The organism is Streptomyces sp. SCL15-4, assembly GCF_033366695.1.
In the GTDB taxonomy this organism is placed as follows: domain Bacteria; phylum Actinomycetota; class Actinomycetes; order Streptomycetales; family Streptomycetaceae; genus Streptomyces.
This window is the reverse complement of record NZ_JAOBTQ010000001.1, coordinates 2,183,142-2,207,446: the sequence shown is the minus strand read 5'-3', so window position 1 is coordinate 2,207,446 and position 24,305 is coordinate 2,183,142. Positions and strand designations below refer to the sequence as shown.

Genomic DNA, 24,305 nt, shown 5'->3' with positions numbered 1-24,305 from the left:
TAGGTCGTCGGCATCACTGCTGGTCACCTCCGGTGCGCAGCCGGAACCGCTGCACCTTGCCGGTGGCCGTGCGGGGCAGCGCGTCGAGGAAGACGAACGCGCGCGGACATTTGTAGGGGGCCAGTTCGGCGGTGAGGAACGCGCGCAGCGCCTCCGGGTCGCGCCGGGCGCCGGGGCGCAGCACCGTGTAGGCGACGGCCACCTGGCCGCGGGCCTCGTCGGGGCGGCCGACGACCGCCGCCTCGACCACGTCGGGATGGCGCAGCAGCACGTCCTCCACCTCCGGTCCCGCGATCTTGTATCCGGCGGAGACGATCATGTCGTCGGCGCGGGCCACATAGCGGAAGTAGCCGCTCCGGTCGCGGACGCAGGTGTCGCCGGTGATGTTCCAGCCGCCGCGCACGTACTCCCGCTGCCGCGGGTCGGCGAGATAGCGGCAGCCGACGGGGCCGCGCACGGCCAGCAGCCCGGGTTCGCCGTCGGGCACGGGCCGGCCGTCGGCGTCCTGGACGCGGGCCTGCCAGCCGGGCACCGGCAGGCCCGTGGTGCCGGGCCGGACGTGCTCGTCGGCGGCGGACAGGAAGATGTGCAGTAGCTCGGTGGAGCCGATGCCGTTGATCAGGCGCAGGCCCGTCCGCTCGTGCCAGGCGTGCCAGGTGGCCGCGGGCAGGTTCTCGCCGGCCGACACACAGCGTCTGAGGGAGGAGAGGTCGTGGCCGTCCAGGTCCCGCAGCATCGCCCGGTAGGCGGTCGGCGCGGTGAACAGCACCGAGACGCGGTGCGCGGCGACGGCGGGCAGCAGTTGCCGGGGGCCCGCCTGTTCGAGCAGGAGGCTGCTGGCGCCGGCGCGCATCGGGAAGATCACCAGCCCGCCGAGGCCGAAGGTGAAGCCGAGCGGGGGACTGCCGGCGAAGACATCGTCCTCATGGGGCCGCACCACATGACGTGAGAACGTGTCGGCTGTCGCCAGCACATCCCGGTGGAAGTGCATGCACCCTTTCGGTCGGCCCGTGGTGCCCGAGGTGAACGCGATCAGGGCGACGTCGTCGGCGGCGGTGTCCACCGCCGGGTAGGGGCCGGCCGGGGCCGGGCGGCGCAACAGGTCGTCGGGGCCGTCACCGCCGTACGTCGTGACGCGCAGCCCCGGTACGGCCGCCCTGGCCAGGTCCTCCACCGACCGGATGTCGCACAGCGCGTGCCCGATCCGGGCGATCGCGCACATGGCCGCCAGCTCCTGCGGGCGCTGCCGGGCCAGCACGGTGACCGCGACCGCGCCCGCCTTCAGCACGGCCAGCCAGCAGGCGGCCAGCCACGGCGTGGTGGGGCCGCGCAGCAGCACCCGGTTGCCCGGGACCACGCCCAGCGCGCCGGTGAGCACATGCGCGATCCGGTCCACGCGGGCGCGCAGTTCGCCGTAGGTCCAGGCGGGGCCGGCCGCGGTGCGGAACACCGGGCGCGACTCCTCGGCGTGGTCCAGCAGTTCCGCGGCGCAGTTCAGCCGGGCGGGATAGCGCAGTTCCGGCAGGTCGAACCGCAGCTCGGGCCATTCGTGCGGCGGGGGCAGATGGTCGCGCGCGAACGTGTCGACATGGGCGGAGAGATGCATGGCGGTGCGCCCCCTTGCCGTGACGGAGGTCCGGGCCGGCCGCCCGAACGGGCTTCCTGGTGGGCTCGCGCTCCCCCGGAGGGGGACACCCAGCGTATCGCCTTGGTGACGGCAGTCAACGGCTCGCGATACCGTCAAGGGGTGGGCGGCCGAGGGTGCCGAGGCCCGCCCCGGAGGGAGGAACGGCCGTGTCCGCATTCGCACTCGCGCCGGAGCAGGCCGTCTGGTGCGCCGAGCTGCGCGCGCTGGCCGCCGGGCGGCTGCGCCCGTTCGCGGACCGGGGCACACCCGGCCGCGTCAACCGGCCGCTGCTCGCCGAACTCGGCCGACTCGGCCTGCTCGCCCGGTTGTTCGACTCCGGAGCACTGGACCTGTGCCTGATGCGGGAGTCGCTCGCGCAGGGCTGCACCGAGGCCGAGACCGCCCTCGCCCTCCAGGGCCTCGGCGCGCATCCGGTGCACGCCCACGGCACCCCGGCCCAGCGGGCGCGCTGGCTGCCCCGGGTCGCCGACGGCAGCGCGGTCGCCGCCTTCGCGCTCAGCGAGCCCGGCGCCGGCTCGGACGCGGCGGCGCTGTCCCTCGCCGCCGAGCCGGACGGCGACGGCTGGCGGCTCACCGGCGTCAAGTGCTGGATCTCCAACGCCCCCGAGGCCGACTTCTACACCGTCTTCGCCCGCACCACACCCGGTGCCAAGGCCCGCGGGGTGACCGCCTTCCTCGTCCCGGCCGACCGGCCCGGACTCACCGGCCGTCCGCTGGAGATGCTCGCACCGCACCCCGTTGGCGAGCTGCGCTTCGACGCCGTGCCCGTGACCGTCGCCGACCTGCTCGGCGAGGCGGACCGCGGCTTCGCCGTCGCCATGGCCACCCTCAACCTCTTCCGCCCCAGCGTCGGCGCCTTCGCGGTCGGCATGGCCCAGGCCGCGCTGGAGGCGACCGTGGAGCACACCGGCCGGCGCGAGGCGTTCGGCGGCACCCTGCGCGACCTCCAGGCCGTGTCCCACCAGGTCGCCGAGATGGCCCTGCGCACCGAGGCGGCCCGGCTGATGGTGTACGCGGCGGCCTCGGCGTACGACGCGGGGGCCGACGGCGTGCCCCGGCGGGCCGCGATGGCCAAGCTGCTCGCCACCGAGACCGCGCAGTACGTCGTCGACACCGCCGTCCAGCTGCACGGCGCGTGCGCCCTGCGCCGCGGTCACCTCCTGGAACACCTGTACCGCGAGGTGCGCGCGCCGCGCATCTACGAAGGGGCCAGCGAGGTGCAGCGGGGCATCATCGCCAAGGAGTTGTACGCCACGGCCGCCGAGGAGGCCCGATGACGGCCGAACGCGTCAACCCGCCCGGGCTGTCCCCGCCCGCCGGCTTCAGCCACGCCGTCGTCGCCACCGGCTCCCGGGTGGTGTTCCTGGCCGGCCAGACCGCCCTGGACGCCGGCGGCACGATCACCGGCGAGACGCTGCCCGAGCAGTTCGGCAGGGCCCTCGGCAACCTCCTCGCCGCCCTGCGCGCGGCCGGCGGCACCCCCGCCGACCTGGCCCGGGTCACCGTCTACGCCACGGACCTCGCCGCCTACCGCGCCCACGCCCGCGAACTGGGCCGGATCTGGCGGGAGTCGGCGGGCCGCGACTACCCGGCGATGGCCGTCGTCCAGGTCGTACGGCTGTGGGACGAGCGGGCGCTGGTGGAGCTGGACGGGTTCGCCGTACTGCCCTGATCCGCCGGTCGCCGGCACAACCGTCAGGAGCATGGACGCGCCACCGTAGGGGTGACGGTCACGCCCGCCGGCCCGGCCGCCCGGTACCAGTGGAAGCCCTCAGCCCCTGGAAACCGGGAGGTATCCCATGCCCGTCCGCCGTTCCCTCCTCGCCGCCGCCGGTGCCGCGGCCCTGCTGTGCGCCGCCGCCGGTCCGGCCGCCGCCGCACCCGGCGAGTACGTCACCGTCGACGCGACCGGCCGGATCGCTGCCGACGGCACGGTCACGCTGTCCGGCAGCTACCGCTGCTCCGGCGCCACCGGCCCGGCGTTCATCGGCTCCTCGGTCGGCCAGGGCGACACCGCCGACCGGCAGGGCATCGGCGGCAGCGCCGCCCGCTGCGACGGCGTCGAGCACCGCTGGCAGAACTCCGGCAAGCCCTACGGGCAGACGCTGAAGCCGGGGACGGCGCGGGTGCAGGCCACCGGCCTGGAGCTGCGCCCCTCGGGCATCATCGTGCTGCCGGTCTTCCACGCGGAGTCGGAGCGGGACGTCACGCTCGTTACGGGCTGAGGCCCGCTCCCCGCCGGATCAGAGCCCGTCCCCCTCCGGCGGGGCCGCCCTGCGCCGGACCACCGTGCCGCCCGGCCGGCGCAGGGCGGCGACGAACTTGTAGCGGGAGCCGCGGTAGACCGAGCGCACCCACTCCACCGGCGTGCCCTCCGCGTCCCGCGAGTGCCGGGACAGCAGCAGCATCGGCAGCCCCACGTCGGTGGCCAGCAGCTGCGCCTCGCGCGGAGTGGACAGCGAGGTTTCGATGGTCTCGTCGGCCTCGGCCAGATGGACGCCGTAGACCTCGGCGAGCGCCGTGTACAGCGAGGGGTAGGTGTCCAGGGAGCGGCGCAGGCCGGGAAAGCGCCGCACGGACAGATGGGTGGTCTCGATGGCCATCGGGTCGCCGCTGGCCAGCCGCAGCCGCTCGATGCGCAGCACCCGTTCGCCGGTCCCGATGCCGAGCAGGCCCGCCAGGTGCCCGTCGGCCGGCACCTCCCCGATGTCCAGCACCTGCGAGGCCGGGGTGAGGCCCTGCGCGCGCATGTCCTCGGTGTGCGAGGTGAGCTGGAGCGTGCGGTACAGCTTGGGCTGCGCGACGAAGGTGCCCTTGCCCTGGATCCGGTCGAGCCGGCCCTCGCCGACGAGTTCCTGCAGGGCCTGCCGCACGGTGGTCCGTGAGGTGTCGAACCGGACGGCGAGCAGCCGTTCGGCGGGCATGACCGATCCGGGTTGCAGTGCTTCGGCCATCGTCAGGAGCTGCTGCTTGATCCGGTAGTACTTCGGCACCCGCGCGGTGCGGCCGGGCGCCCCCCGGTGCGGATGGGCGCTGCTGACGTCGGTGGTCATGCCTGCCTTCCCGGCTGTGTCGATGGGCTCCCGTTATAGCGACCAACTCCCGTATGGTCTAGTCCAACTGAACGGTCCGGGCGAAAGGGGCGGAACGCGGAGGGACGCGCTCCGGTGACTTTCTCGTAACGGCCGGGACCGGCTTCCCGAACCACCCTTGACACTCCAAAAGGTCTAGGCCAAGCTCCACCGTACTGGTCTACACCATTAGTGGCCAGGTCCCGAGCCCTACGTGCAACAGCGTCGTACGCAGGTCACCGCCGAGGGCGTGGGGGGTTAGTGGCATCCCTGAGGAGGGTGGCGTGAAGCGCAAGCTTGCGGCCGCGATCGTGATCGCGGGCATGATGGTCTCCGTGTCGGCGTGCGGAGGGGACGACGGCGACGAGGGCAAGAAGGCGGGACCGGACAGCTTCAAGGGCGAGACGCTCACCGTCTGGGCGATGGACGGCTCCACCCCGGACCAGTGGGTCAAGGACGTCTCCGCCGCGTTCGAGAAGAAGACCGGCGCCAAGGTGAAGTTCGAGACGCAGAAGTGGGACGGGATCCAGCAGAAGATCACCACCGCTCTCTCCGAGTCCACCCCGCCGGACGTGATCGAGGTCGGCAACACCCAGACCCCGGCCTACGCGGCCACCGGCGGTCTCGCCGAACTGGACGACCTGAAGAAGGAGATCGGCACCGACTGGACGCCGGCGGTCTCCGAGTCCTCCGTCTACGACGGCAAGCAGTACGCCGCGCCCTGGTTCTTCACCAGCCGCGTGGTCGTCTACAACAAGAAGATCTGGGCCGAGGCCGGCATCAAGGACATTCCCAAGACCCGGGACGAGTTCTTCAAGGACCTCGAGACCATCGGCAAGAAGACCGAGGCCGAGCCGATCTACATGCCCGGCCAGAACTGGTACTTCTTCGACGGCCTGACCCTCGGCCAGGGCGCCGACCTGGTGAAGAAGCAGGGCGACAAGTACGTCTCCAACCTCGGTGACCCCAAGGTCGCCAAGGCCATGGAGATCTACAAGAAGTACGCCTCCTACTCCAAGGCGCCCAAGGACAAGGACGAGGCCACCCCGCAGCAGGGCGAGGTGTTCGCCAACGGCAAGACCGGTGCCTTCATCGGCATGGGCTGGGAGGCCGCCACGGCGGTCGCCGCCAACAAGGACATCGAGAAGGACCTCGGTTACTTCCCCATCCCCGGCGAGACCGCGGCCAAGCCCGAGAGCGTCTTCCTCGGCGGCTCCAACCTCGCCGTCGCCGCGGGCAGCAAGAAGCAGGAACTGGCCAAGGAGTTCCTGAAGATCGCCCTGTCCGACCAGTACGAGGGCGAACTGGCCAAGCTCAACGGCGTCATCCCGAACAAGAAGGCGCTGGAGTCCAACCTGAAGGGCAACCTCGTCGCCGAGGCCATCGCCCCGGGCGCCGCGGTCGGCGGCACCACCCCGCTGATCCCCGCGTGGGGCGCGGTGGAGAACAACCCCAACCCGATCAAGTCCTACATGACCTCCGTGCTGAACGGTAAGTCCCCGGCCGAGGCCGCCAAGCAGGTCGAAGGCGAGATCAACAAGCGCCTGGCCCAGGAGAACTGATCACCGTGCCGGGGGTGCCGCGAGCCGGCGCCCCCGGCCCGCGCCGGTGCCGTGCCACGGGTACGGCCCCGGTGTTTCGTACGGCCACGGAAGAGATGGCAACTCATGTCAGTGCAGACCGAAGGCACGGACACGGCCGGGGAGCCCGCTGTCCGCAAGGCCCGGGTGCCGGCCTCGCCACGAGGTGACGACCGCACCCTCGGGGCCCCGTCCCGGCGCCGCGCCGCCGCCCCCTACCTGCTCCTGCTGCCCGCGCTGCTGGCCACCTTGGTGCTGCTCGGCTGGCCGCTGCTGAAGAACGGCTTGCTGTCGTTCCAGAACCTGAACCCGCGGCAGCTCATCCAGCACCTCACCGAGTGGAACGGCGTCGACAACTACCAGGAGGTGCTGTCCGCCGGGGAGTTCTGGCGCGTCGTCGAGCGCTCCGTCGTCTTCACCGCCGTCAACGTCGTACTGATCATGACGCTCGGCACCCTGACCGGACTGCTGCTCGCCCGCCTCGGCAAGCGGATGCGGCTGCTGCTCCTGATCGGCCTCGTGCTCGCCTGGGCCATGCCGATCATCGCGGCCACCACCGTCTACAAGTGGCTGTTCGCCCAGCGCTTCGGCGTCGTCAACTGGGTCCTGGACAAGCTCGGCTGGCACTCCATGGCCGACCACAACTGGCTCCAGACCCAGTTCTCCACCTTCGCCGTGGTCACCCTGCTGCTCGTGTGGCAGTCCATCCCCTTCGTGGCGATCAACCTCTACGCCGCCACCACCACGATCCCCCGGGAGCTGTACGAGGCCGCCGCCCTGGACGGCGCCGGCGCCTGGAAGGGCTTCACCTCCGTGACCCTGCCCTTCCTGCGGCCCTTCCTGTACGCCACGACGTTCCTCGAAGTCATCTGGATCTTCAAGGCGTTCCCGCAGATCTTCGCGATGAACGAGGGCGGCCCGGACCACCTCACCGAGACCCTGCCGATCTACGCCTATGTGGAGGGCGTCGGCAACCAGCACTTCGGAGTCGGCGCGGCGATCTCCTTCCTGACCATTCTGGTGCTGCTCGCCATCACCTCGTACTACCTGCGCATGGTGCTCAAGCAAGAGGAGGACGAGCTATGAAGCGCTCGCTCTTCGGCCGTATCTGGCCCAACGCGACCGCCGTCGTCCTCTTCGTCGGCTTCGTGTTCCCCGTGTACTGGATGTTCGCCACGGCCTTCAAGCCGACCGGCGACATCATCTCCGACGACCCGGTGTGGTTCCCCACCGACGCCACCCTGGAGCACTTCAAGACGGCCGTCGACGCCGACCACTTCTGGACCCTGGTCCTCAACTCCGTCACCGTCACGCTCCTGTCGGTCGCGTTCTCCCTCGTCATCGCGCTCTTCGCGGCCTTCGCCCTGACCCGGATGCGGTTCAAGGGCCGGCGCGGTCTCATCGTGACGTTCATGCTGGCGCAGATGGCCCCCTGGGAGGTCCTGATCATCGCCATCTACATGACCGTCCGGGACAACGACATGCTCGACAGCCTGGTCCCGCTCACCGCCTTCTACACGATGATGGTGCTGCCGCTGACCATCCTGACGCTGCGCGGCTACATCGCCGCCGTGCCCAAGGAGCTGGAGGAGTCGGCGATGGTCGACGGCTGCACCCGCACGCAGGCCTTCCGCAAGGTGATCTTCCCGCTGCTCGCGCCCGGCCTGATGGCGACCTCGCTGTTCGGCTTCATCACCGCCTGGAACGAGTTCCCGCTCGTCCTGATCCTCAACAAGTCCGCCGAGAAGCAGACCCTGCCGCTGTGGCTGTCGCAGTTCCAGACCGCCTTCGGCGACGACTGGGGCGCCACCATGGCCGCCTCGTCCCTCTTCGCGCTGCCCATCCTGATCCTCTTCATCTTCCTGCAACGCAAGGCCGTCAGCGGTCTGACCGACGGCGCCGTGAAGGGATGACGCCCCGATGACCACCATCGCCCCCGGCACCGACACCCTCACCCGCAACGCCCTCGCGGTGCTCCAGCCCGGCTTCGACGGCACCACCGCCCCCGACTGGGTGCGCCGCCGCATCGACGAGGGCCTGGCCTCCGTCGCCCTGTTCGGCCGCAACGTCGTCAGCGAGGACCAGGTCACCGCGCTCACCGCGCAGCTGCGCGCCGGACGCGAGGACCTGCTGGTCGCCATCGACGAGGAGAGCGGCGACGTCACCCGCCTCGACGTGCGCACCGGCTCCTCCTTCCCCGGCAACCACGCCCTCGGCGCCGTCGACGACCCCGGCCTCACCCGGGCCGTCGCCCGCGAACTGGGCCGCCGCCTGGCCGCCTGCGGCGTCACCTTCGACTGGGCGCCCTCCGCCGACGTCAACGCCGACCCGGACAACCCCGTCATCGGCGTCCGCTCCTTCGGCGCGAGCCCCGACCTGGTCGCCCGGCACACCGCCGCCTGGGTCGAGGGCCTGCAGTCCACCGGCGTCGCCGCCTGCACCAAGCACTTCCCCGGACACGGCGACACCAACGTCGACTCCCACCACGCCATCCCGCGCATCGACGTCGACGCCGACACCTTCTACGAGCGCGAACTGCCTCCGTTCCGCGCGGCCATCGCCGCCGGCACCCGGGCCGTCATGAGCGCCCACATCCTGGTGCCGGCCCTCGACCCGGACCGTCCCGGCACCCTGTCCCCGCGCATCCTCACCGACATGCTGCGCGGCGAACTCGGCTACCAGGGCCTGATCGTCACCGACGGCATCGAGATGCGCGCCATCTCCGGCACCTACGGCCTGAACCGGGGCGTCGTCCTCGCGATCGCGGCCGGCGCCGACGCCATCTGCGTGGGCGGCGGACTGTGCGACGAGGACACCGTGCTCGGCATGCGCGACGCGCTCGTCACCGCCGTACGCTCCGGCGAACTGTCCGAGGAACGGCTCGCCGACGCCGCCGCCCGGGTGCGCGACCTGGCCGCCTGGACCGCCGCGCACCGCGACGACGCCCGCAGGACCGACCCCGATCCGCACGTCGGCCTGGTCGCGGCCCGCCGCGCGCTGACCGTGACCCGCGCCGGCGCCGCCGCACCGGTCACCGGGCCGGTGTACGTCGCCCGGTTCAACCCGGCCCCGAACATCGCCGTCGGCGACGAGACCCCCTGGGGTGTCGCCGCCGAGCTGGAGCGGCTGCTGCCCGGCAGCGCCTCCGGCACCTTCACCGGCGACGGCGCGGGAGCCGCCGCCCTCGCCGCGGCCGGCGGACGCCGCGTCGTCGCCGTGGTCCGCGACGAGCACCGGCACGCGTGGATGCGCTCCGCGCTCGACACCCTGCTCGCCGCCCGGCCCGACACCGTCGTGGTCGAGATGGGCCTGCCGCAGGCCCCGCCGCGCGGCGCCCCGCACATCGCCACCTACGGCGCCGCCCGTGTCTGCGGCGTGGCCGCCGCCGAGGCCGTCCTGGCCGGCTGACCTCCCCCTCCCGGCCGCCCGCCGTCCCGGCGGGCGGCCGTCCTCCGTGCTTCTTCCGCGAACCGGTGGCCTTTTCGCGCCCTGACGCTTGCCACCGGCACATGTCTCACGTCCGACCCGCAGGTGTTGTCGTCCCGATCACCCCGGAGTGTGAACACATGCACGAGCCCGCCCCCTACCTCCACCGAGCGGCGACCGGCCGCCCCTACTTCAGCGCCGACGGCGAGACCTACCTCGCGCCGACCCCGCTGCGCGACCTGGAGAAGACCGAGCCGCTGCGCGTGCTGTCCGAGAAGGACTTCGCCTTCTGGCAGAACTACGGCTACGTCGTCGTCCGCGAGGCCATCACCCCCGGCGAGGCCAAGGGCCTGCTCGACTTCGCCTGGGAGTTCCAGGGCCTCGACCCCGACCGCCCCGACACCTGGTACGAGGAACCCGAGTTCCGCTCCGAACTCGACCGGCACCTGTACATCTACGGCTTCGTCGAGGCCTACCACCACCAGCTGATCTGGGACAGCCGGCAGAACCAGCGGGTCTACGACGCCTTCGTGGACGTGTGGGACAGCCCCGAGCTGTGGGTCACCCTGGACCGGCTCAACCTCAACCCGCCCAACATACGCACCCGTTCGCGCTCCCTGATCGAACCCACCGACGAGGGCTTCGACATCGAGCTGCACTGGGACGTCGACTCCACCCGCGCCGTGCTGCCGCAGCGCGTCCAGGGCATCATCGCGCTCACCGGCACCCGGCCCGAACTCGGCGGCTTCCAGTGCGCGCCCGAACTCTTCCGCCGCTTCGAGGAGTGGCGCCTCGCCCAGCCGTCCGGCCGCGACCCGGTCCGGCCCGCGATCGACCGCGCCGAGTTCCCGGTGATCCGTCCCGACCTCCAGCCCGGCGACCTGCTGATCTTCAACGGAATGCTCGCCCACGGCGTGGCGCCCAACCTCTCCGACAACGCTGTCCGAGCCGTCCAGTACCTGTCGATGATGCCCGCGCTGGAGGAGCACACCGCGCTGCGCGAGGCCCGTGTGCACTCCTGGCGCACCCTGGACACCCCCGACTGGAACGCTACCCTGCTCGGCGACGCCCGCAGGCCGGAAGCCCTGCGCTACGGCACCGCCGAACTGAACGGCCTGGGGCGCAAGCTGCTGGGGCTGGACTCCTGGGCCGCCGCGGAAGGGGACCGGTGAACCGCGTCTGCCTCGCCCTGCCCACCAACCGCGCCTGCTCCGCCACCATCACCGCCCTGCACGCCGAAGCGGCGTACGCCGCGCGGAACTTCGGCGCCGACGTCCAGATGCTGATCCTGGACTCCGCCGACGACCGCACCCGGGCCGCGCACGCCGGCACCGTCGCGGCCCTGCCGCCGGAGCCGGGCGTGAGCGTCCACCACCTCGACGAGGAACGCCAGCGCGCCCGGCTGCGCCGGATCATCCAGCGCTCCGGCCTGCCCGGGCCGGACCGGCTGCTCGACCTCATGCTCCCGCCCGCCGTCTCCTACGGCGCCTGCACCAACCGCGCCTTCCTGCTGGCCGCCGCGCTCGGCTGCCACTCCGTGCACCGCAGGGACTCCGACAGCACCTACCAGGTGCACGCCGGACAGCCGGTGTTCCCCGTCCACCACGAGCTGCCCTGGCTCGGCCGGCCCGCCGCCGAGGCCTCGGCGGCCGTCACCCGCGCCGACCTCGGCCCGGTCCCGGCCCACCGCCCGGTGTCGCTGGCCGGCGCCTCCTTCATCGGCGCGCTCTCCGTGGACATCGCGGAGATACGGCGGCTGGACGACGGCGTCTACCACGACGTGGTCGGCCTCTGGGCGCCCGGCGACTGGCCCGAGGACCGCCGGCGCGCACTGGTGGAGGAGTCCTTCACGGGCGCGGGCACCGACCCCTTCACCGGCGACCACTCGACCCTCACCGTGGTCGACCCGATGCGCGTCGACATGTGCAACGTCGCCTTCGACCGCGCGGTGTACGAGCGGGTCCCGCTCCCGCCCGCCACCGACACCATCGGCAGCGACTACTTCCTCCTGCACCTCGTCCACGACGCCGGCCTGCCCGGCATCCTGCACAACCGCCACATCGAGAACTTCCACACCCCCGAACGCCGCACCGACACCGGCTTCCCCGCCTACCAGCGGCGGTTCGTGAAGTTCCTGCTGTCGATGCTCTACTTCCACCACGTCTACGACCGCATGGCCGCCGAAGGCCCCGCCGGCCTGCTGGACCCCGGCCACCGCGTCCGCCCCGACCGGATCGTGCGGCTCCTGCGCGAGAGCACGGCCCTGGACCGCGCGGAGAACGTCTGGCGCCTGGACCGAGTGGACACGGCCTACCGCAAACTGGGCGGCAGATACACCGCCTTCGCCGACCGGCTCGCCACCGAACGCGAGGAGCTGCTGAACCAGGCGGCGCGGGACATGGAGGACTTCGCCTTCCTGGCCGAGGCATGGCCGGCACTGATCGAGGCGGCCCGCCCATGAGCGCCGGGAAGCGGCGCGACCGGCCACAGGAAACCGACCGGATCGTCTACGACCTCACCGGCATAGAACACCAATACGACACGCTCCTGAAGGAACTCCCCGGCACCGAGGTCCGCTTCGCCCTCAAGGCCTGTCCCGTGGACGAGGTCCTGCACTGCCTGGCGGAACGCGGCGCGGGCTTCGACACCGCGAGCCCCGCCGAGATCCGGCAGGCGCTCGACGCCGGGGCGCGGCCCGACCGCGTCCACTACGGCAACACCGTCAAGTCCGACCACGACATCGCCGAGGCCCACCGCCTGGGTGTCCGCACGTTCGCCACCGACAGCCTCGAAGACGTCGCCGCGATCGCCGCCCACGCTCCCGGCGCCCGGGTGTTCTGCCGGCTGGCCACCAGCGGCCAGGGCGCCCTGTGGGGCCTGGACCGCAAGTTCGGCTGCGGACCCGGCGACGCCGTCCGGATCATGGCCGCGGCCCGCGCCGCCGGCCTCGTCCCGGCCGGACTGTCCGTGCACGTCGGCTCCCAGCAGATGACCGGCGAGGCCTGGCAGCAGGCCCTGGACACACTCGCCGGGACCCTGCTCGCACTGGCCCGGCAGGGGATCGTGCCGGACCACGTCAACCTCGGCGGCGGCCTGCCCGCGCTCGGCTATCTGGACCGGCGCGGCATCCCGCTCGAACCGCCGCTGGACAAGATGTTCGCCGTGCTCCGCGAGGGCATGGAACGCCTGAACGGCCTGGCCGCCGCACCGCTCCGGTTCCTCCTGGAGCCGGGCCGGCACCTGGTCGCCGACCACGGGACGATCCGCGCGCACGTGGTGCGGCTCACCGAGCGGACCGGACCGGACGGCGGGCTCACCCGCTGGCTGTACCTGAGCGTGGGCAAGTTCAACGGGCTGTACGAGATGGACCAGGTCACCCACCCGCTGGTCTTCCCGGGACGGGAGAGCGAGGAACACGTCCCCGCCGTCGTCGCGGGCCCCACCTGCGACAGCGACGACGCCTACGGCGGCGGCCGGCACCCGGTGCCCGTCCCCCGGACCCTCGCCTCCGGCGACCCGGTGTGGATCCGCTCCGCCGGCGCCTACGCCCCCAGCTACACGACCCAGGGCTTCAACGGCATCCGCCCGCTGCCGTGCGTGTGCGTACGCGGCCCGGAAGGACTCCACTGACATGAACGACCTCATACGGGGCATCACCGAGGCCGACTGGCCCCGGCTGGCCGCCCTGGAGAGCGAGGCGTACGCGGACCTCTCCCTCGCCGAGGGCGAGGACCTGCTCCGCTCCCGGGCCCGCGCCTCGGCCGGCACCTGCTTCGTCCTCGAACACGACGGCCTGCTCGCCGGCTACGTCCTCGCCCTGCCCTACCCGCGCTTCCGCTGCCCCGCGCTGGGCAGCCCGGAGCAGGCCGTCCACGACACCGCCAACCTGCACCTGCACGACATCGTCGTCAGCGCCCCGCTGCGCCGCCGGGGCCTCGGCACCCGGCTGGTGCGCCACCTGACCGCGACGGCCGCCGCCCGCGGCTTCACCACCCTGTCGCTGGTCGCCGTCGGCGACAAGGAGCCGTTCTGGCGCGCCCACGGCTACCGCGCCCACCCGTCGGCCACCGTCCCGCCGGAGTACGGCCGGGACGCGGTCTACATGTCGGCGCCGGTGACCACCTCGGTCCGGCCGGACCGGGAGGCGGTGTGATGCCCGGGGCGTCCTTCGCGCGCGCCAAGTGGTCGATCGCCGCGCTGTTCTGCTTCCTCGGCTTCCAGTACGGCACCTGGATCGCCCGCCTGCCCGCGCTGAAGTCCCGGCTGGACCTCGGCGCCGGCGAGGTCGGGCTGCTGCTGATGGCCTGCGGGGCGGGCGCGGCGGTCTCCTTCCCGCTGGTCGCGGTGCTGATGCGGCGGTTCGGCTCACGGTGGCTGTCCCTGATGTCCGCGGCCGCCCTGATCGCCGTACTGGCCGCGCTGTCCGCCGTACCGAACTACCCGCTGGCGCTGCTCGCCGTGGCCGCCGACGGGGTCGCGGTCGGCTGCCTGAACGTCGCCATGAACGCGCAGGGCGCCGCGCTGGAGAAGGCATACGACCGCACCGCCATGTCCCAGCTGCACGCCACCTTCAGCGCCGGTCTGCTCGCCGCCGCGCTGCTGGCCTCCGGTGCCACCGCGCTGACCGGCTCCGTCGCGGCCCACTTCGCCGTCGCGGGCGCGCTGCTGCTGCTCCTGCTCGTCGGGTCCCGGCCGGGTCTGCTCGCGCACGAGGAACCGGGGCCCGCCGCCGAGGACGGGCCCAAGCGGCGCGCCCGGCGCCGACTGCCCTCCGGCACGACCCTCCTCATGGGCTGCGCCATGGCGTTCGGCACGATCACCGAGGGCGCGATGAACGACTGGTCGACGCTCTACCTGAAGGACGTCGTCGAGGCGTCGGCGAGCGTCGCGCCGCTCGGCATCGCGGTCGTCTCCGTGATGATGCTGCTGGCCCGGGTGTGCGCGGACCGCTGGCGCACCCGCTGGGGCGACGGCCGCGTGGTGCGCACCGGCAGCGCGGTGGCCGCCGTCGGCCTGGCCCTCGCCCTGCTCGCCGGGGGAGTGGTCCCGACGCTCCTCGGCTTCGCCTGCGTCGGCCTCGGGGCCGCCGCCGTCACGCCGTGCGTGTACGTGGCGGCGGCCGGACACGGCTCGGACGCCCTCGCCCTGGTCGCCGCGATGGGCACCACCGGACTGCTGGGCGGGCCGGCCCTGATCGGCTTCGTGGCGAGCGCGACGAGCCTGACCCTGGGCATGGCCACGGTGGCGTTCTCGGCCCTGATCGTCACGGCGACCGCCTTCCGGATCCCCTGGCGCACCCGCGCGGGCGCACTCGCCGAGACGTGAACCGGGCCCCGGCCGGGCGGGCGACCGGCGCCGGGCGTCCACCGGGCCGGGGCGCAGGACGACGACCTTCAGCTCAGCGAAGAGCAGGCTCGAAGATCAGGTCCTGGCTGCCGGAGTTCCTGCCTGCTCGCCCCGCGGACGTTCAGGCGACCGCCGGGCTTCCCCCTCCACCGAGTTCGTGGTGGATCGGTGTTCTCCCGCCGGTCAGGGGGACGCCCGTGCCGCCCCGTCTGGCGGCGACGATCTCCGCGACGATCGACAAGGCGGTCTCCTCCGGTGTGCGGGCGCCGAGGTCGAGGCCGATCGGTGAGCGGAGCCGGGCCAGCTCGCGTTCGGTCAGGCCCTCCGACCGCAGCCGCCGCTCGCGGTCGTCGTGGGTGCGGCGGGAGCCCATCGCACCCACGTACGCGGCCGGCATCCGGAGGGCCACCTTCAGCAGCGGTACGTCGAACTTCGCGTCGTGGGTGAGCACGCACAGGACGGTACGGGCGTCGGTCACGGTACGCCGAAGGTAGCGGTGCGGCCAGTCGACGACGACCTCATCGGCGTCCGGGAAGCGGGCGCGGGTGGCGAAGACGGGGCGGGCGTCGCAGACGGTCACGTGGTAGCCGAGGAACTTGCCGGCCCGGGCCAGCGCCGCGGCGAAGTCGACCGCACCGAAGACGATCATGCGCGGGGGCGGCACGTTCGACTCGACCAGCAGCGTCAGCCCGCCGGGGCAGTGCGAACCGTCCGCCGAGAGCTCCACCGTGCCGGTGCGGCCCGCCTCCAGCAGCGCCCGGGCTTCGGCCGTCGCGGTCCGGTCCAGTTCCGGGTGGCCGCCGAGACCGCCCTGGGACGTGCCGTCGGACCGGACCAGCAGGGCGTGTCCGAGCAGTTCGGCGGGGCCGCGGACGACCCGGACCAGGGCTGCCGGTTCGTCCCGGGCGGCGGCCGACAGCGCCGCGCCGAGGACCGCTCGGACGGGCGCCTCGGCGCCCACCGGTGTGACCAGCACGTCGACCGTCCCGCCGCAGGTCAGCCCCACGGCGAAGGCGTCCTCGTCGCTGTAGCCGAACCGCTGGAGGACGCTCTCGCCGGTCCGGAGCGCCTCGCCGCACAGGTCGTACACCGCGCCCTCGACGCAGCCGCCGGAGACCGAACCGATGGCGGTGCCCGCGCGGTCGACGGCGAGGGCGGCACCGGGACCGCGCGGGGCGCTGCCGCCCACGGCCACCACCGTGGCGACGGCGAACTCCCGGCCCTCCTCGGTCCAGTGGCGCAGTTCCGCTGCCAGATCAAGCATCCCGGGCCCCCGCGGCGGCCGACAGGATGCGGTCGGGCCGGATGGGCAGGCTGCGGTGGCGTACGCCGGTCGCGTGCCAGACCGCGTTGGCCACGGCGGCCGCGGCGCCGACGACGCCGATCTCACCGATGCCCTTGATCCCGACCGGGTCGTCGTCGTCGGTGTCGTCGATCCAGTCGGCCTCGATGCGGGGCACGTCGGCGTGGGTGGCCACGTGATAACCCGCGAGGTCGGCGCCGACGTGTCCGCCGGAGGCGCGGTCCCGGACCGCCTCCTCGTGCAGGGCCATGGAGATGCCCCAGATCATGCCACCCAGGAACTGGTTGCGCGCGGTGAGCGGGTTGACGATCCGGCCCGCCGCGAAGATGCCGAGCATGCGCCGCACCCGCACCTCGCCGGTGGTGACGTCCACGGCGACCTCGGCGAACTGTGCTCCGAAGGAATGTCGTTCGGCGGGGGCGAGGGCTCCGATGGCCTCCGTGGTGTCCGATCGCACCGTGAGACCCTCCGGCGGGATGTCGGCGCCGAGGGCCAGCCGTTCGCGGAGTTCGCCGGCCGCCTCCTTGACGGCCCAGGACCAGGAGCGGGTGCCCATGGAGCCACCGGCGATCATCGCCGGTCCGAAGTCGCTGTCGCCGATGCGCACCCGGACGTGCTCGGGCCGCACCTGGAGGGCGTCCGCGGCGACGAGGGAGAGCGCGGTACGGGCCCCGGTGCCGATGTCGGCGGCGGAGATCCGGACGGTGAAGGTGCCGTCCGGGTGCGCGGTCGCGGTCGCGGTGGAGGGAGCGGCTCCCGCCGGGAAGGAGGCCGCCGCCGTGCCGGTGCCGAGCAGCCAGCGGCCCTCCCGGCGCAGTCCGGGGCGCCTGTCCCGGTCCGCCCAACCGAACCTGCGGGCCCCTTCCCGGAAGCAGGCGGCCAGATCGCGGCCCGCGAACGGCAGGCCGGACACCGGTCCCTTGTCGGGTTCGTTGCGCAGACGCAGCTCGATCGGGTCGATCCCGCACTTCTCGGCGAGTTCGTCGAGCGCCGCCTCCAGCGCGAACGATCCGGGTGCCTCACCCGGGGCGCGCATGTAGGTCGGGGACGGCACGTCGAGCCGTACGACGCGGTTGGCGGTGTGGTGGGCGTCGGCGTCGTACATCACCCGCGCCACCCCGGCGCTCGGTTCGACGAACTCGTACACGGTGGAGGTGCGGCTGAGGGAGCGGTGCTCCAGTGCGCGCAGGCGTCCGTCGGGGTCGGCGCCGAGCCGGACCCGCTGGGTGGTGGGACTGCGGTAGCCGGCCAGCGAGAACATCTGGCGCCGGGTCAGGACCACCCGGACGGGCCGTTGGAGCATGGTCGCGGCCATCACCGCGGCCACCTGGTGGGCACGGACCCCCTTGCTGCCGAAGCCGCCGCCGACGTGTTCGGAGCGTACGCGCACGGAGGCCGGGTCGAGTGAGAAGAGGCTCGCGAGTTCGCCGACGACCCAGGTGACACCCTGGTTGGAGTCGATCACCTCGAGTCGTCCGCCGTCCCAGCGGGCGGTCGCCGCATGGGGTTCCATCGGATTGTGGTGCTCTTCGGGGGTGGTGTATTCCGCGTCCACCACGAAGGCCGAGGACGCCAGCTGGGCGTCGAGGTCGCCCTTCTCCGTCACGCCCGGCATATGGCCGTCCAGTGGGTAGGCGTCCGGGTGCTCGCCCGCGAACTCGGTCTCGTGCGGCTCCTGTTCGTAGTGCACGACGAGTGCTTCGGCGGCCTCCCTCGCCTGCTCGGACGTCTCCGCGACGACCAGCGCCACCGGCCAGCCCCGGTGCGGCACCCGGTCGTGCTGGAAGACGGCGCAGGTCGGGTCGGGCTTGCCCAGCAGACCGGTGTATTCGGTGTCGAGGTGGGGGGCGTTGCGGTGGTCGAGTACGGCGAGGACGCCCGGCATGGCGAGGACGGGTTCGGTGTCGAGGCCGAGGATGCGGCCGCGGGCGACCGTGGACAGCACCAGCCAGCCGTGGGCGAGGTCGGCGAAGGGCACCTCCGCCGAGTAGCGGGCGGCGCCGGTGACCTTGTCGCGGCCCTCGACACGGGTGTGGCCGGTGCCGACGGAAGCCGTCCGCGCGGATGTTCCGGTGGTGACGGTGGTCATCGGGCGGCCTCCTCGGCGAGTTCGGTCAGGACGGCCACCGTGAGGTTGCGGACGAGGTCCACCTTGTAGCCGTTGTGGGGCAGCGGCCGTGCCGCCGCCAGTTCGGCGTCCGCCGCGGCGGCGTAGGTCTCGGCGCCGGCCGGTGCGCCGGTCAGGATCCGCTCGGCGGCGTGGGCCCGCCAGGGGCGGGACGCCACGGCTCCGAAGGCCAGGCGCGCCTCCCGGACGACGCCGTCGCGGATGTCGAGCGCGGCGGCGAGGGAGCCGATGGCGAAGGCGTAGGAGGCGCGCTCGCGCACCTTGCGGTAGCGGGAGGTGGCGGCGACCGGGGCGGACGGCAGCGTGATGCCGGTGATCAGCGCGCCCGGCGGCAGGGCGGTCTCCCGGTGCGGGGCGTCCCCGACGGGCAGGTAGAAGTCGGCGAGCGGCGTCTCTCCGGGGCCGTCGGCCGTTTCGAAGTGGACGACGGCGTCGAAGGCGGTCAGTGCCACGGCCATGTCCGAGGGGTGCACGGCCACGCAGTGCTCGGTCGCGCCCAGGATCGCGTGGTTGTGGTGTTCGCCCTCGATGGCGGGGCAACCGCTGCCGGGCACCCGCTTGTTGCAGGGCTGGGTGATGTCGGTGAAGTAGCCGCAGCGGGTGCGCTGCAGCAGGTTCCCGCCGACCGTGGCCATGTTGCGCAGCTGTCCCGACGCGCCGGCCAGCACCGCCTGGGCGAGCGCCGGGTAGCGGCGCCGGACCTCGGGGTGGGCGGCCAGGTCGCCGTTGGTGACGGTGGCGCCGATCCGCAGCCCGCCCTCGGGCGTCGTCTCGATCCGGTCGAGCGGCAGCTCGCGGATGTCGACGAGCCGTGCCGGCCGCTCGACCCCGGTCTTCATGAGGTCGACCAGGTTGGTGCCGCCGCCCAGGTAACGGGTGTCCGGATCGGCGTCGAGCAGTGCGACGGCGCCGGCGACGTCGTGCGCCCGCTGGTAGTCGAACTCCCTCATGCCACGGTCTCCTTCGCATCCGTCATGAGCTGCCCCTGCGTCCGGCCTGCCGCCGCGCGGGCCACCGCTTCGACGATCGAGACGTACGCGCCGCAGCGGCACAGGTTCCCGCTCATCCGCTCGCGGATCTCGTCGGCGGTGAGGGCCGGTGGTCCCGCTTCGGGGCGGACGTCTTCGGTGGCGGCGCTCGGCCAGCCCGCCGCGTGTTCCTCGATCACCCCGATCGCCGAGCAGATCTGGCCCGGGGTGCAGTAGCCGCACTGGAAGCCGTCCAGATCGAGGAAGGCCTGCTGGACGGGGTGCAACCGTTCGCCGTCGGCCACACCTTCGATGGTGGTGATCTCCCGGCCCTCGGCCGCCACGGCGAGTTGCAGGCAGGCGACGGCCCGGCGTCCGTCCAGCAGGACCGTGCAGGCCCCGCACTGACCCTGGTCACAGCCCTTTTTGGTGCCGGTCAGGTCGAGTCGTTCGCGCAGTGCGTCGAGCAGGGTGGTGCGGTGATCGACGGGCAGTGTGTGCTTCTCGCCGTTGATCTTCAAAGTGATGACACTGGACGTCGATGAGGCCATGAGCTGCTTCTTTCGCATTTCCAGGGCAGATGGGGCGGCAGCCGGGAAGGTCGGGGCGGCCCGGGGATCTCCGTCGTGCGGGCCGGAGCCGCACGGGGCGAAGCGAAGGTGCGGGGTGCTGGGGCCGAACAGTGCAGCCGGCGGCTGCCTCAGGACCGCGTCCGCCGCTATGGTGGACGTGACCGGACAGCTGTCCGCTACGTGGAAACTTAACGGACAGCTGTCCGCTTAGCAAGGGCGAGCTTTTGCCACGCCCCTTGAGGAGGACGAGTGCCTCAGCAGCAGGACTCACCCCGGCGCTCCGACGCGCAGCGCAACCGCGAGCGCATCCTGGAAGTGGCTCTCGTCGAGCTGTCGCGCTGCGCGGACGCCCCGCTCAGCGCGATCGCCAAGAAGGCCGGTGTCGGACAGGGCACCTTCTACCGCAACTTCCCCAATCGCGAATCGCTCGTTCTCGAGATCTACCGCCACGAGATGCAGCAGGTCGCGGACAGCGCCGAGCAGCTGCTCGGCAGCCGGGCACCCGACGAGGCCCTGCGCGCCTGGATGGACCGGCTGTCCGAGTTCGCCATGACGAAGGCCGGACTGGCCGACGCGATCCGGCAGGTCACCAGCGCACCGGGCGGCCCCGCGAAGCCGTCCCCGACGCCGGTGGCCCGGGCAGCGGAACTCCTGCTCCGTGCCAACGAGGAAGCCGGCACCGTACGGCCCGGCGTCACCGCGGACGACTTCCTCCTCGCCATCGCCGGCCTGTGGCAGCTCGACCCGCGCGAGGACTGGCGGCCCCGCGCCGCCCGGCTCCTCGACCTGGTCATGGACGGACTGCGTACGGGGGCTCCCCCGGGCTGAGCGCCGGGCTGCCCCTGAACCCGCGCCGCCACTCCTGCGGCCGCCCCCGGCACGACCCGGACCGGACCCCTACGGCAGGGGAATGCCGCTTCCCCGCTCCCGTCGGCGAGGCGCGGCGTCCCCCTCGATCCGGATCGGCATCCGGTGCACGCGGTCCGGGCCCGCGTCGGCCGGTTTCCTCCGCCGGCGTCCAGCCGTTCTCCCGCGGTCCCCGCTTACAGCCACACCGACGACCGACCCGGCCACCAGTCACCGCAAGCACCGTCGCAGTACTAGGGGCTGTGGCGCCGGCCCGGTGCGCGGGGGGCCGGGTCGTCGTCCCAGGGCGGGGGCTCCAGCCCGGCCGAGTCCAGCAGCTGGTCGCCGTACAGGTCCTGGAGCCAGTTGGTCTGGTACACGGTGTCCAGATAGCGCTCGCCGAGGTCGGGGGCGATGGCCACCGCGGTCAGCTTCCGGGCGTCCTGCCGGGCCAGCCACTCCGTCGCGGCGCTGACCACCGTCCCCGTGGAGCCGCCGAACAGGAAGCCCCGCCGGGCCAGCCGGTGGCAGGTGCGGATGGTGTCCGCCTCCTCCACCCGGATCACCTCGTCCACGTAGGACTCGTCCAGCAGCGGCGGGCGCATGCTCATGCCCAGGCCCGGGATCATCCGGCGGCCGGGCGGGCCGCCGAAGGCCACCGACCCCATGCTGTCCACGGCGACGATCCGCACCGGCCGGTGCCACTCGCGGAAGTAGCGCGCGCACCCCATCAGCGTGCCGGCGGTTCCCGTGCCGACGAACAGCACGTCCAGGCCCGGGAAGTGGCCGGCGATCTCCGGCGCGGTGGTGCGGTAGTGCGCCCGCCAGTTGCCCGCGTTGGTGTACTGGCTCAGCCACACGTACCGGTCGTCGGACGCGCACAGCGAACGGACGTACTCCAGCCGGGTGCCCAGGAAACCGCCGTTGCCGTCCAGGTCGGTCACCACGTGCACATGACTGCCGAGAGCCTCCATCAGCAGCTTGGTCGACAGATTGCACCGCGAGTCCGTCACACACAGGAACCGGTAGCCCTTGCTCGCGGCGATCATGCTGAGGGCGACGCCGAGGTTGCCGGACGAGGACTCGACGAGGACGGAGTCCGGCGTCAGCGTCCCCTCCCGCTCGGCGCTCTCCACCATCTCGTTCGCGGCCTTGAGTTTGATGGAGCCGGCGAAATTGAAGCCCTCGCACTTGAGGTAGAGGCGGCATCCGAATATCGACTCCAGATCGACGAAGAGGCTCCCTTCGTTGAACGCGTGGGGAGCGGTGATCACGGGCACAGCAGGCCTCCTGTTGCCAGGGCTGCGGGAAACGGCCTCAGCCGTACCGGCGCAGGTCGTGGAAGAAGTCGTCGACGAGGCGGAGTGCGCCCGCCCGGGCGACCTGGTCGTAGACGTACTTGCCGACGGCCAGGTCGAGCACGCCGAGGCCGAAGGGGGAGAAGATCACCGGCTGGTCCTGCGGCGGCGCGGCCCGGCCCAGCATCACGTCGTGGAGGGTGCCGTTGAGGAAGTCGCGGTTGCCGGTGCGCTGCTCGGCCAGGTGCGGGGAGGTGTCCGCCTTCAGGCAGTGCTCCACGTCGTCCACGAAGTTGGCCGAGGCGAGCAGGACCTCCGGGGCGAGGTCGCGCAGCGAGATGTGCAGGACCAGCGGGTTGTGGTCGAACCAGGCCGGGGTCGTGACGTGCGGCCGGCCGGCCACGGTGGCGAAGACCACCAGGTCGCTGGAGCGGATCAGGCCCTCCGCGCTGTCGTGGACGGTGACCGGTTCACCGGCCCCGGTCTGCCGCAGATAGCCGCAGAAGCCCTCGGTGCTGGCGGCGGACACGTCGTGCACGCCGATCGCCTCGAAGGTCCAGCCGGTGCGGGCCAGGAAGGTGTGGATGTACCGGGCGATCAGGCCGGTGCCGCAGAACCCGACCCGGGTGGGCCGGGGCCGCTCGCGGCTGAGCCGGTCGGCGGCCAGCGCGGCGGACGCGGCGGTCCTGGTCGCGCTGATGATGGAGCTTTCCAGACAGGCGAACGGATAGCCGGTGTCGTGGTCGTTGAGGATGAGCACCGCCGAGGCCCGCGGCAGCCCGGAGTCCACGTTCTCCGGGAAGCTGGAGATCCACTTCAGCCCGTCCACGCGGACGGACCCGCCGATGGACGCGGGCAGCGCGATGATCCGGGACGTCGGACGGTCCGGGAAGCGCAGGAAGTACGACGGCGGGTTCACCGACTCCCCGTCGCCGTGCAGCCGGTAGGTGGCCTCCACCAGCTCCACGACCTGTCTCTCGGCCCCTTCCAGGGCCTTCTTCACCTGCTCACCGGGGATCACGGCGAAGGTCGGCACGGCCGGCGGGCCGGAGTCGGCCGCGCGGGCGGTGTGGGGCAGTACATCGGTCATCGTCCGCTCGCCTCCGGGGTGAAGGAGCCGTCGGCCAGGTGCCGCGGCTCGGCCATGCCGACCAGGACCCGCCGCTCTCCGGTGAACGGCTCCCTGCTGTGCGCGGTACGGATGTTGTCCACCAGCAGCAGGTCACCGGCCTGCCAGGGCTCGCGCCGGGTGTGTGCCTCGTACGTCGCGTTCAGGCACTCGACGACGTCCTCGCCGATCGGGCTGCCGTCGCCGTGGCACGTGTTGAACGGCAGACCCTCCGGGCCGTACTCGTCCACCAGGTACTCGCGCACCTCCGGGGCGAGGGTCCACTCGTTGAGGAAGGCGATCTGGTTGAACCAGCAGCGGCGGCCCGTCAGCGGGTGGCGGACGACGGCGGCGCGGCGCTGCCGGGTGCGCAGCGAGCCGTCGCCGAGCCAGGTGGTCTCGATGGCGTTGGCCCGGCAGTAGTCCTCGATCGCGGCGCGGTCGTCGGTGCCGAAGGACTCCGCCAGGGACGCCCCGATCTCCTCGTTGTAGCTGCGGGTCAGCAGCCAGCCGTCCTGCTCGAAGCGCCGCGTCAGGTCGGCGGGCAGGGCACGGAGGACCTCCTCGGCGTCGGCCACCGCGGTGGCCCCGCCCGTCGCGGGCGGGGTCAGGCACGCGAAGAGCACGAGGCCGGGCACCCGCAGCCGGTAGCTCAGCTCGTGGTGCATGCACATCGGCTGGTTGGCCGGCCACGGCGTGGAGGAGTACAGCCCCGGGCCGACGGTCTCGCGCGGGGCGAACGCCTCCGTCTCCGCCATCGGCTCGCCCGCCAGCCGGGAGAAGACGGCACCGACGTGCTCGGCATCCGTCAGGCCGAGGCCGCGCACGAGCAGCGCCCCGTGCTCGGCGACCCGCGCGCGCAGCGCCTCGCGGTGCTCGGCCGCCCAGCGCGCGGCGTCGTCCGGCGCGGCGACGCGCAGCATCGCCGGTCGGTCCGGCCGCAGCTCCACGTCGAGCGGTGCTGCCAGGGATGAGGACGGCATCTCGGTTTCCTTTCCGGTCGCCCGTCGG

The 24,305-nt window shown here is 72.7% G+C and carries 22 protein-coding genes; 13 read left to right on the top strand and 9 right to left on the bottom strand.

Annotated elements, in window-relative coordinates:
- Nucleotides 1-13: 13 nt before the first annotated feature.
- Nucleotides 14-1,606, bottom strand: a complete 1,593-nt coding sequence (locus SCK26_RS09235; RefSeq protein ID WP_318200797.1) for an AMP-binding protein — start codon at nt 1,604-1,606, stop codon at nt 14-16.
- Nucleotides 1,607-1,794: 188 nt separating this feature from the next.
- On the opposite strand from SCK26_RS09235, the gene SCK26_RS09230 reads away from it, so the two are divergent.
- From SCK26_RS09230 to SCK26_RS09220, 3 genes are all read left to right on the top strand, one after another.
- Nucleotides 1,795-2,925 (top strand): acyl-CoA dehydrogenase family protein, encoded by a 1,131-nt coding sequence (locus SCK26_RS09230; RefSeq protein WP_318200796.1) that lies wholly within the window; start codon nt 1,795-1,797, stop codon nt 2,923-2,925.
- Complete coding sequence (locus tag SCK26_RS09225) at nt 2,922-3,320, top strand: RidA family protein (RefSeq protein ID WP_318200795.1); 399 nt, start codon at nt 2,922-2,924, stop codon at nt 3,318-3,320. The genes SCK26_RS09230 and SCK26_RS09225 overlap by 4 nt, the downstream gene beginning before the upstream one ends.
- Before the next feature lie 127 nt (nt 3,321-3,447).
- Entirely contained in the window at nt 3,448-3,873 is a 426-nt protein-coding gene (locus tag SCK26_RS09220) for a DUF6299 family protein (protein ID WP_318200794.1), read from the top strand.
- Between the two features lie 18 nt (nt 3,874-3,891).
- Here the strand turns inward: SCK26_RS09220 and SCK26_RS09215 are convergent, their stop codons facing one another.
- Nucleotides 3,892-4,701 carry a GntR family transcriptional regulator gene (locus SCK26_RS09215; RefSeq protein ID WP_318200793.1) on the bottom strand — a complete coding sequence of 270 codons (810 nt, stop codon included), beginning with the start codon at nt 4,699-4,701 and terminating at the stop codon, nt 3,892-3,894.
- A gap of 302 nt (nt 4,702-5,003) precedes the next feature.
- Between SCK26_RS09215 and SCK26_RS09210 the strand changes: the two genes are divergently transcribed.
- The 9 genes from SCK26_RS09210 to SCK26_RS09170 all read left to right on the top strand — a co-directional run bounded on the left by SCK26_RS09210 (nt 5,004) and on the right by SCK26_RS09170 (nt 15,050).
- Nucleotides 5,004-6,281: an extracellular solute-binding protein gene (locus SCK26_RS09210; RefSeq protein WP_318200792.1), complete on the top strand. Its 1,278-nt coding sequence runs from the start codon at nt 5,004-5,006 to the stop codon at nt 6,279-6,281.
- A gap of 105 nt (nt 6,282-6,386) precedes the next feature.
- Nucleotides 6,387-7,385, top strand: coding sequence for a carbohydrate ABC transporter permease (locus tag SCK26_RS09205; protein ID WP_318200791.1), 999 nt, complete (start codon nt 6,387-6,389; stop codon nt 7,383-7,385).
- The gene (locus SCK26_RS09200) at nt 7,382-8,212 is read left to right on the top strand and encodes a carbohydrate ABC transporter permease (protein ID WP_318200790.1); all 831 of its coding nucleotides are present in this window, start codon (nt 7,382-7,384) and stop codon (nt 8,210-8,212) included. The genes SCK26_RS09205 and SCK26_RS09200 overlap by 4 nt, the downstream gene beginning before the upstream one ends.
- Before the next feature lie 7 nt (nt 8,213-8,219).
- Entirely contained in the window at nt 8,220-9,707 is a 1,488-nt protein-coding gene (locus tag SCK26_RS09195; protein ID WP_318200789.1) for a glycoside hydrolase family 3 protein, read from the top strand.
- Nucleotides 9,708-9,865: 158 nt separating this feature from the next.
- Nucleotides 9,866-10,897, top strand: coding sequence for a phytanoyl-CoA dioxygenase family protein (locus SCK26_RS09190; protein ID WP_318200788.1), 1,032 nt, complete (start codon nt 9,866-9,868; stop codon nt 10,895-10,897).
- Nucleotides 10,894-12,186, top strand: coding sequence for a DUF6271 family protein (locus SCK26_RS09185; protein WP_318200787.1), 1,293 nt, complete (start codon nt 10,894-10,896; stop codon nt 12,184-12,186). Before SCK26_RS09190 ends, SCK26_RS09185 begins: the two co-directional genes overlap by 4 nt.
- Nucleotides 12,183-13,355, top strand: a complete 1,173-nt coding sequence (locus tag SCK26_RS09180; protein ID WP_318200786.1) for a type III PLP-dependent enzyme — start codon at nt 12,183-12,185, stop codon at nt 13,353-13,355. The genes SCK26_RS09185 and SCK26_RS09180 overlap by 4 nt, the downstream gene beginning before the upstream one ends.
- Before the next feature lies 1 nt (nt 13,356).
- Nucleotides 13,357-13,878, top strand: coding sequence for a GNAT family N-acetyltransferase (locus SCK26_RS09175; protein WP_318200785.1), 522 nt, complete (start codon nt 13,357-13,359; stop codon nt 13,876-13,878).
- On the top strand, nt 13,878-15,050 hold the full coding sequence (locus SCK26_RS09170; protein ID WP_318200784.1) for an MFS transporter: 1,173 nt from the start codon (nt 13,878-13,880) through the stop codon (nt 15,048-15,050). The genes SCK26_RS09175 and SCK26_RS09170 overlap by 1 nt, the downstream gene beginning before the upstream one ends.
- Nucleotides 15,051-15,192: 142 nt before the next feature.
- Here the strand turns inward: SCK26_RS09170 and SCK26_RS09165 are convergent, their stop codons facing one another.
- From SCK26_RS09165 to SCK26_RS09150, 4 genes are read right to left on the bottom strand one after another with little or no spacing between them, the layout of a single operon-like run.
- Nucleotides 15,193-16,335: an XdhC/CoxI family protein gene (locus SCK26_RS09165; RefSeq protein ID WP_318200783.1), complete on the bottom strand. Its 1,143-nt coding sequence runs from the start codon at nt 16,333-16,335 to the stop codon at nt 15,193-15,195.
- A complete protein-coding gene (locus SCK26_RS09160; RefSeq protein WP_318200782.1) occupies nt 16,328-18,463 on the bottom strand; it encodes a xanthine dehydrogenase family protein molybdopterin-binding subunit in 2,136 nt (711 codons plus the stop codon). The genes SCK26_RS09165 and SCK26_RS09160 overlap by 8 nt, the downstream gene beginning before the upstream one ends.
- Nucleotides 18,460-19,452, bottom strand: coding sequence for a xanthine dehydrogenase family protein subunit M (locus SCK26_RS09155; RefSeq protein ID WP_318200781.1), 993 nt, complete (start codon nt 19,450-19,452; stop codon nt 18,460-18,462). Before SCK26_RS09155 ends, SCK26_RS09160 begins: the two co-directional genes overlap by 4 nt.
- Complete coding sequence (locus tag SCK26_RS09150) at nt 19,449-20,021, bottom strand: (2Fe-2S)-binding protein (RefSeq protein WP_318200780.1); 573 nt, start codon at nt 20,019-20,021, stop codon at nt 19,449-19,451. Before SCK26_RS09150 ends, SCK26_RS09155 begins: the two co-directional genes overlap by 4 nt.
- Nucleotides 20,022-20,291: 270 nt before the next feature.
- On the opposite strand from SCK26_RS09150, the gene SCK26_RS09145 reads away from it, so the two are divergent.
- The gene (locus tag SCK26_RS09145) at nt 20,292-20,870 is read left to right on the top strand and encodes a TetR/AcrR family transcriptional regulator (RefSeq protein WP_318200779.1); all 579 of its coding nucleotides are present in this window, start codon (nt 20,292-20,294) and stop codon (nt 20,868-20,870) included.
- A 272-nt stretch (nt 20,871-21,142) separates the two neighbouring features.
- Here the strand turns inward: SCK26_RS09145 and sbnA are convergent, their stop codons facing one another.
- The 3 genes from sbnA to SCK26_RS09130 are packed head-to-tail and all read right to left on the bottom strand — an operon-like array spanning nt 21,143 to nt 24,277.
- On the bottom strand, nt 21,143-22,168 hold the full coding sequence (gene sbnA / locus SCK26_RS09140) for a 2,3-diaminopropionate biosynthesis protein SbnA (protein ID WP_318200778.1): 1,026 nt from the start codon (nt 22,166-22,168) through the stop codon (nt 21,143-21,145).
- A 37-nt stretch (nt 22,169-22,205) separates the two neighbouring features.
- Nucleotides 22,206-23,276: a 2,3-diaminopropionate biosynthesis protein SbnB gene (sbnB, locus tag SCK26_RS09135; protein ID WP_318200777.1), complete on the bottom strand. Its 1,071-nt coding sequence runs from the start codon at nt 23,274-23,276 to the stop codon at nt 22,206-22,208.
- The gene (locus SCK26_RS09130; protein WP_318200776.1) at nt 23,273-24,277 is read right to left on the bottom strand and encodes a TauD/TfdA family dioxygenase; all 1,005 of its coding nucleotides are present in this window, start codon (nt 24,275-24,277) and stop codon (nt 23,273-23,275) included. Before SCK26_RS09130 ends, sbnB begins: the two co-directional genes overlap by 4 nt.
- Nucleotides 24,278-24,305: the final 28 nt, after the last annotated feature.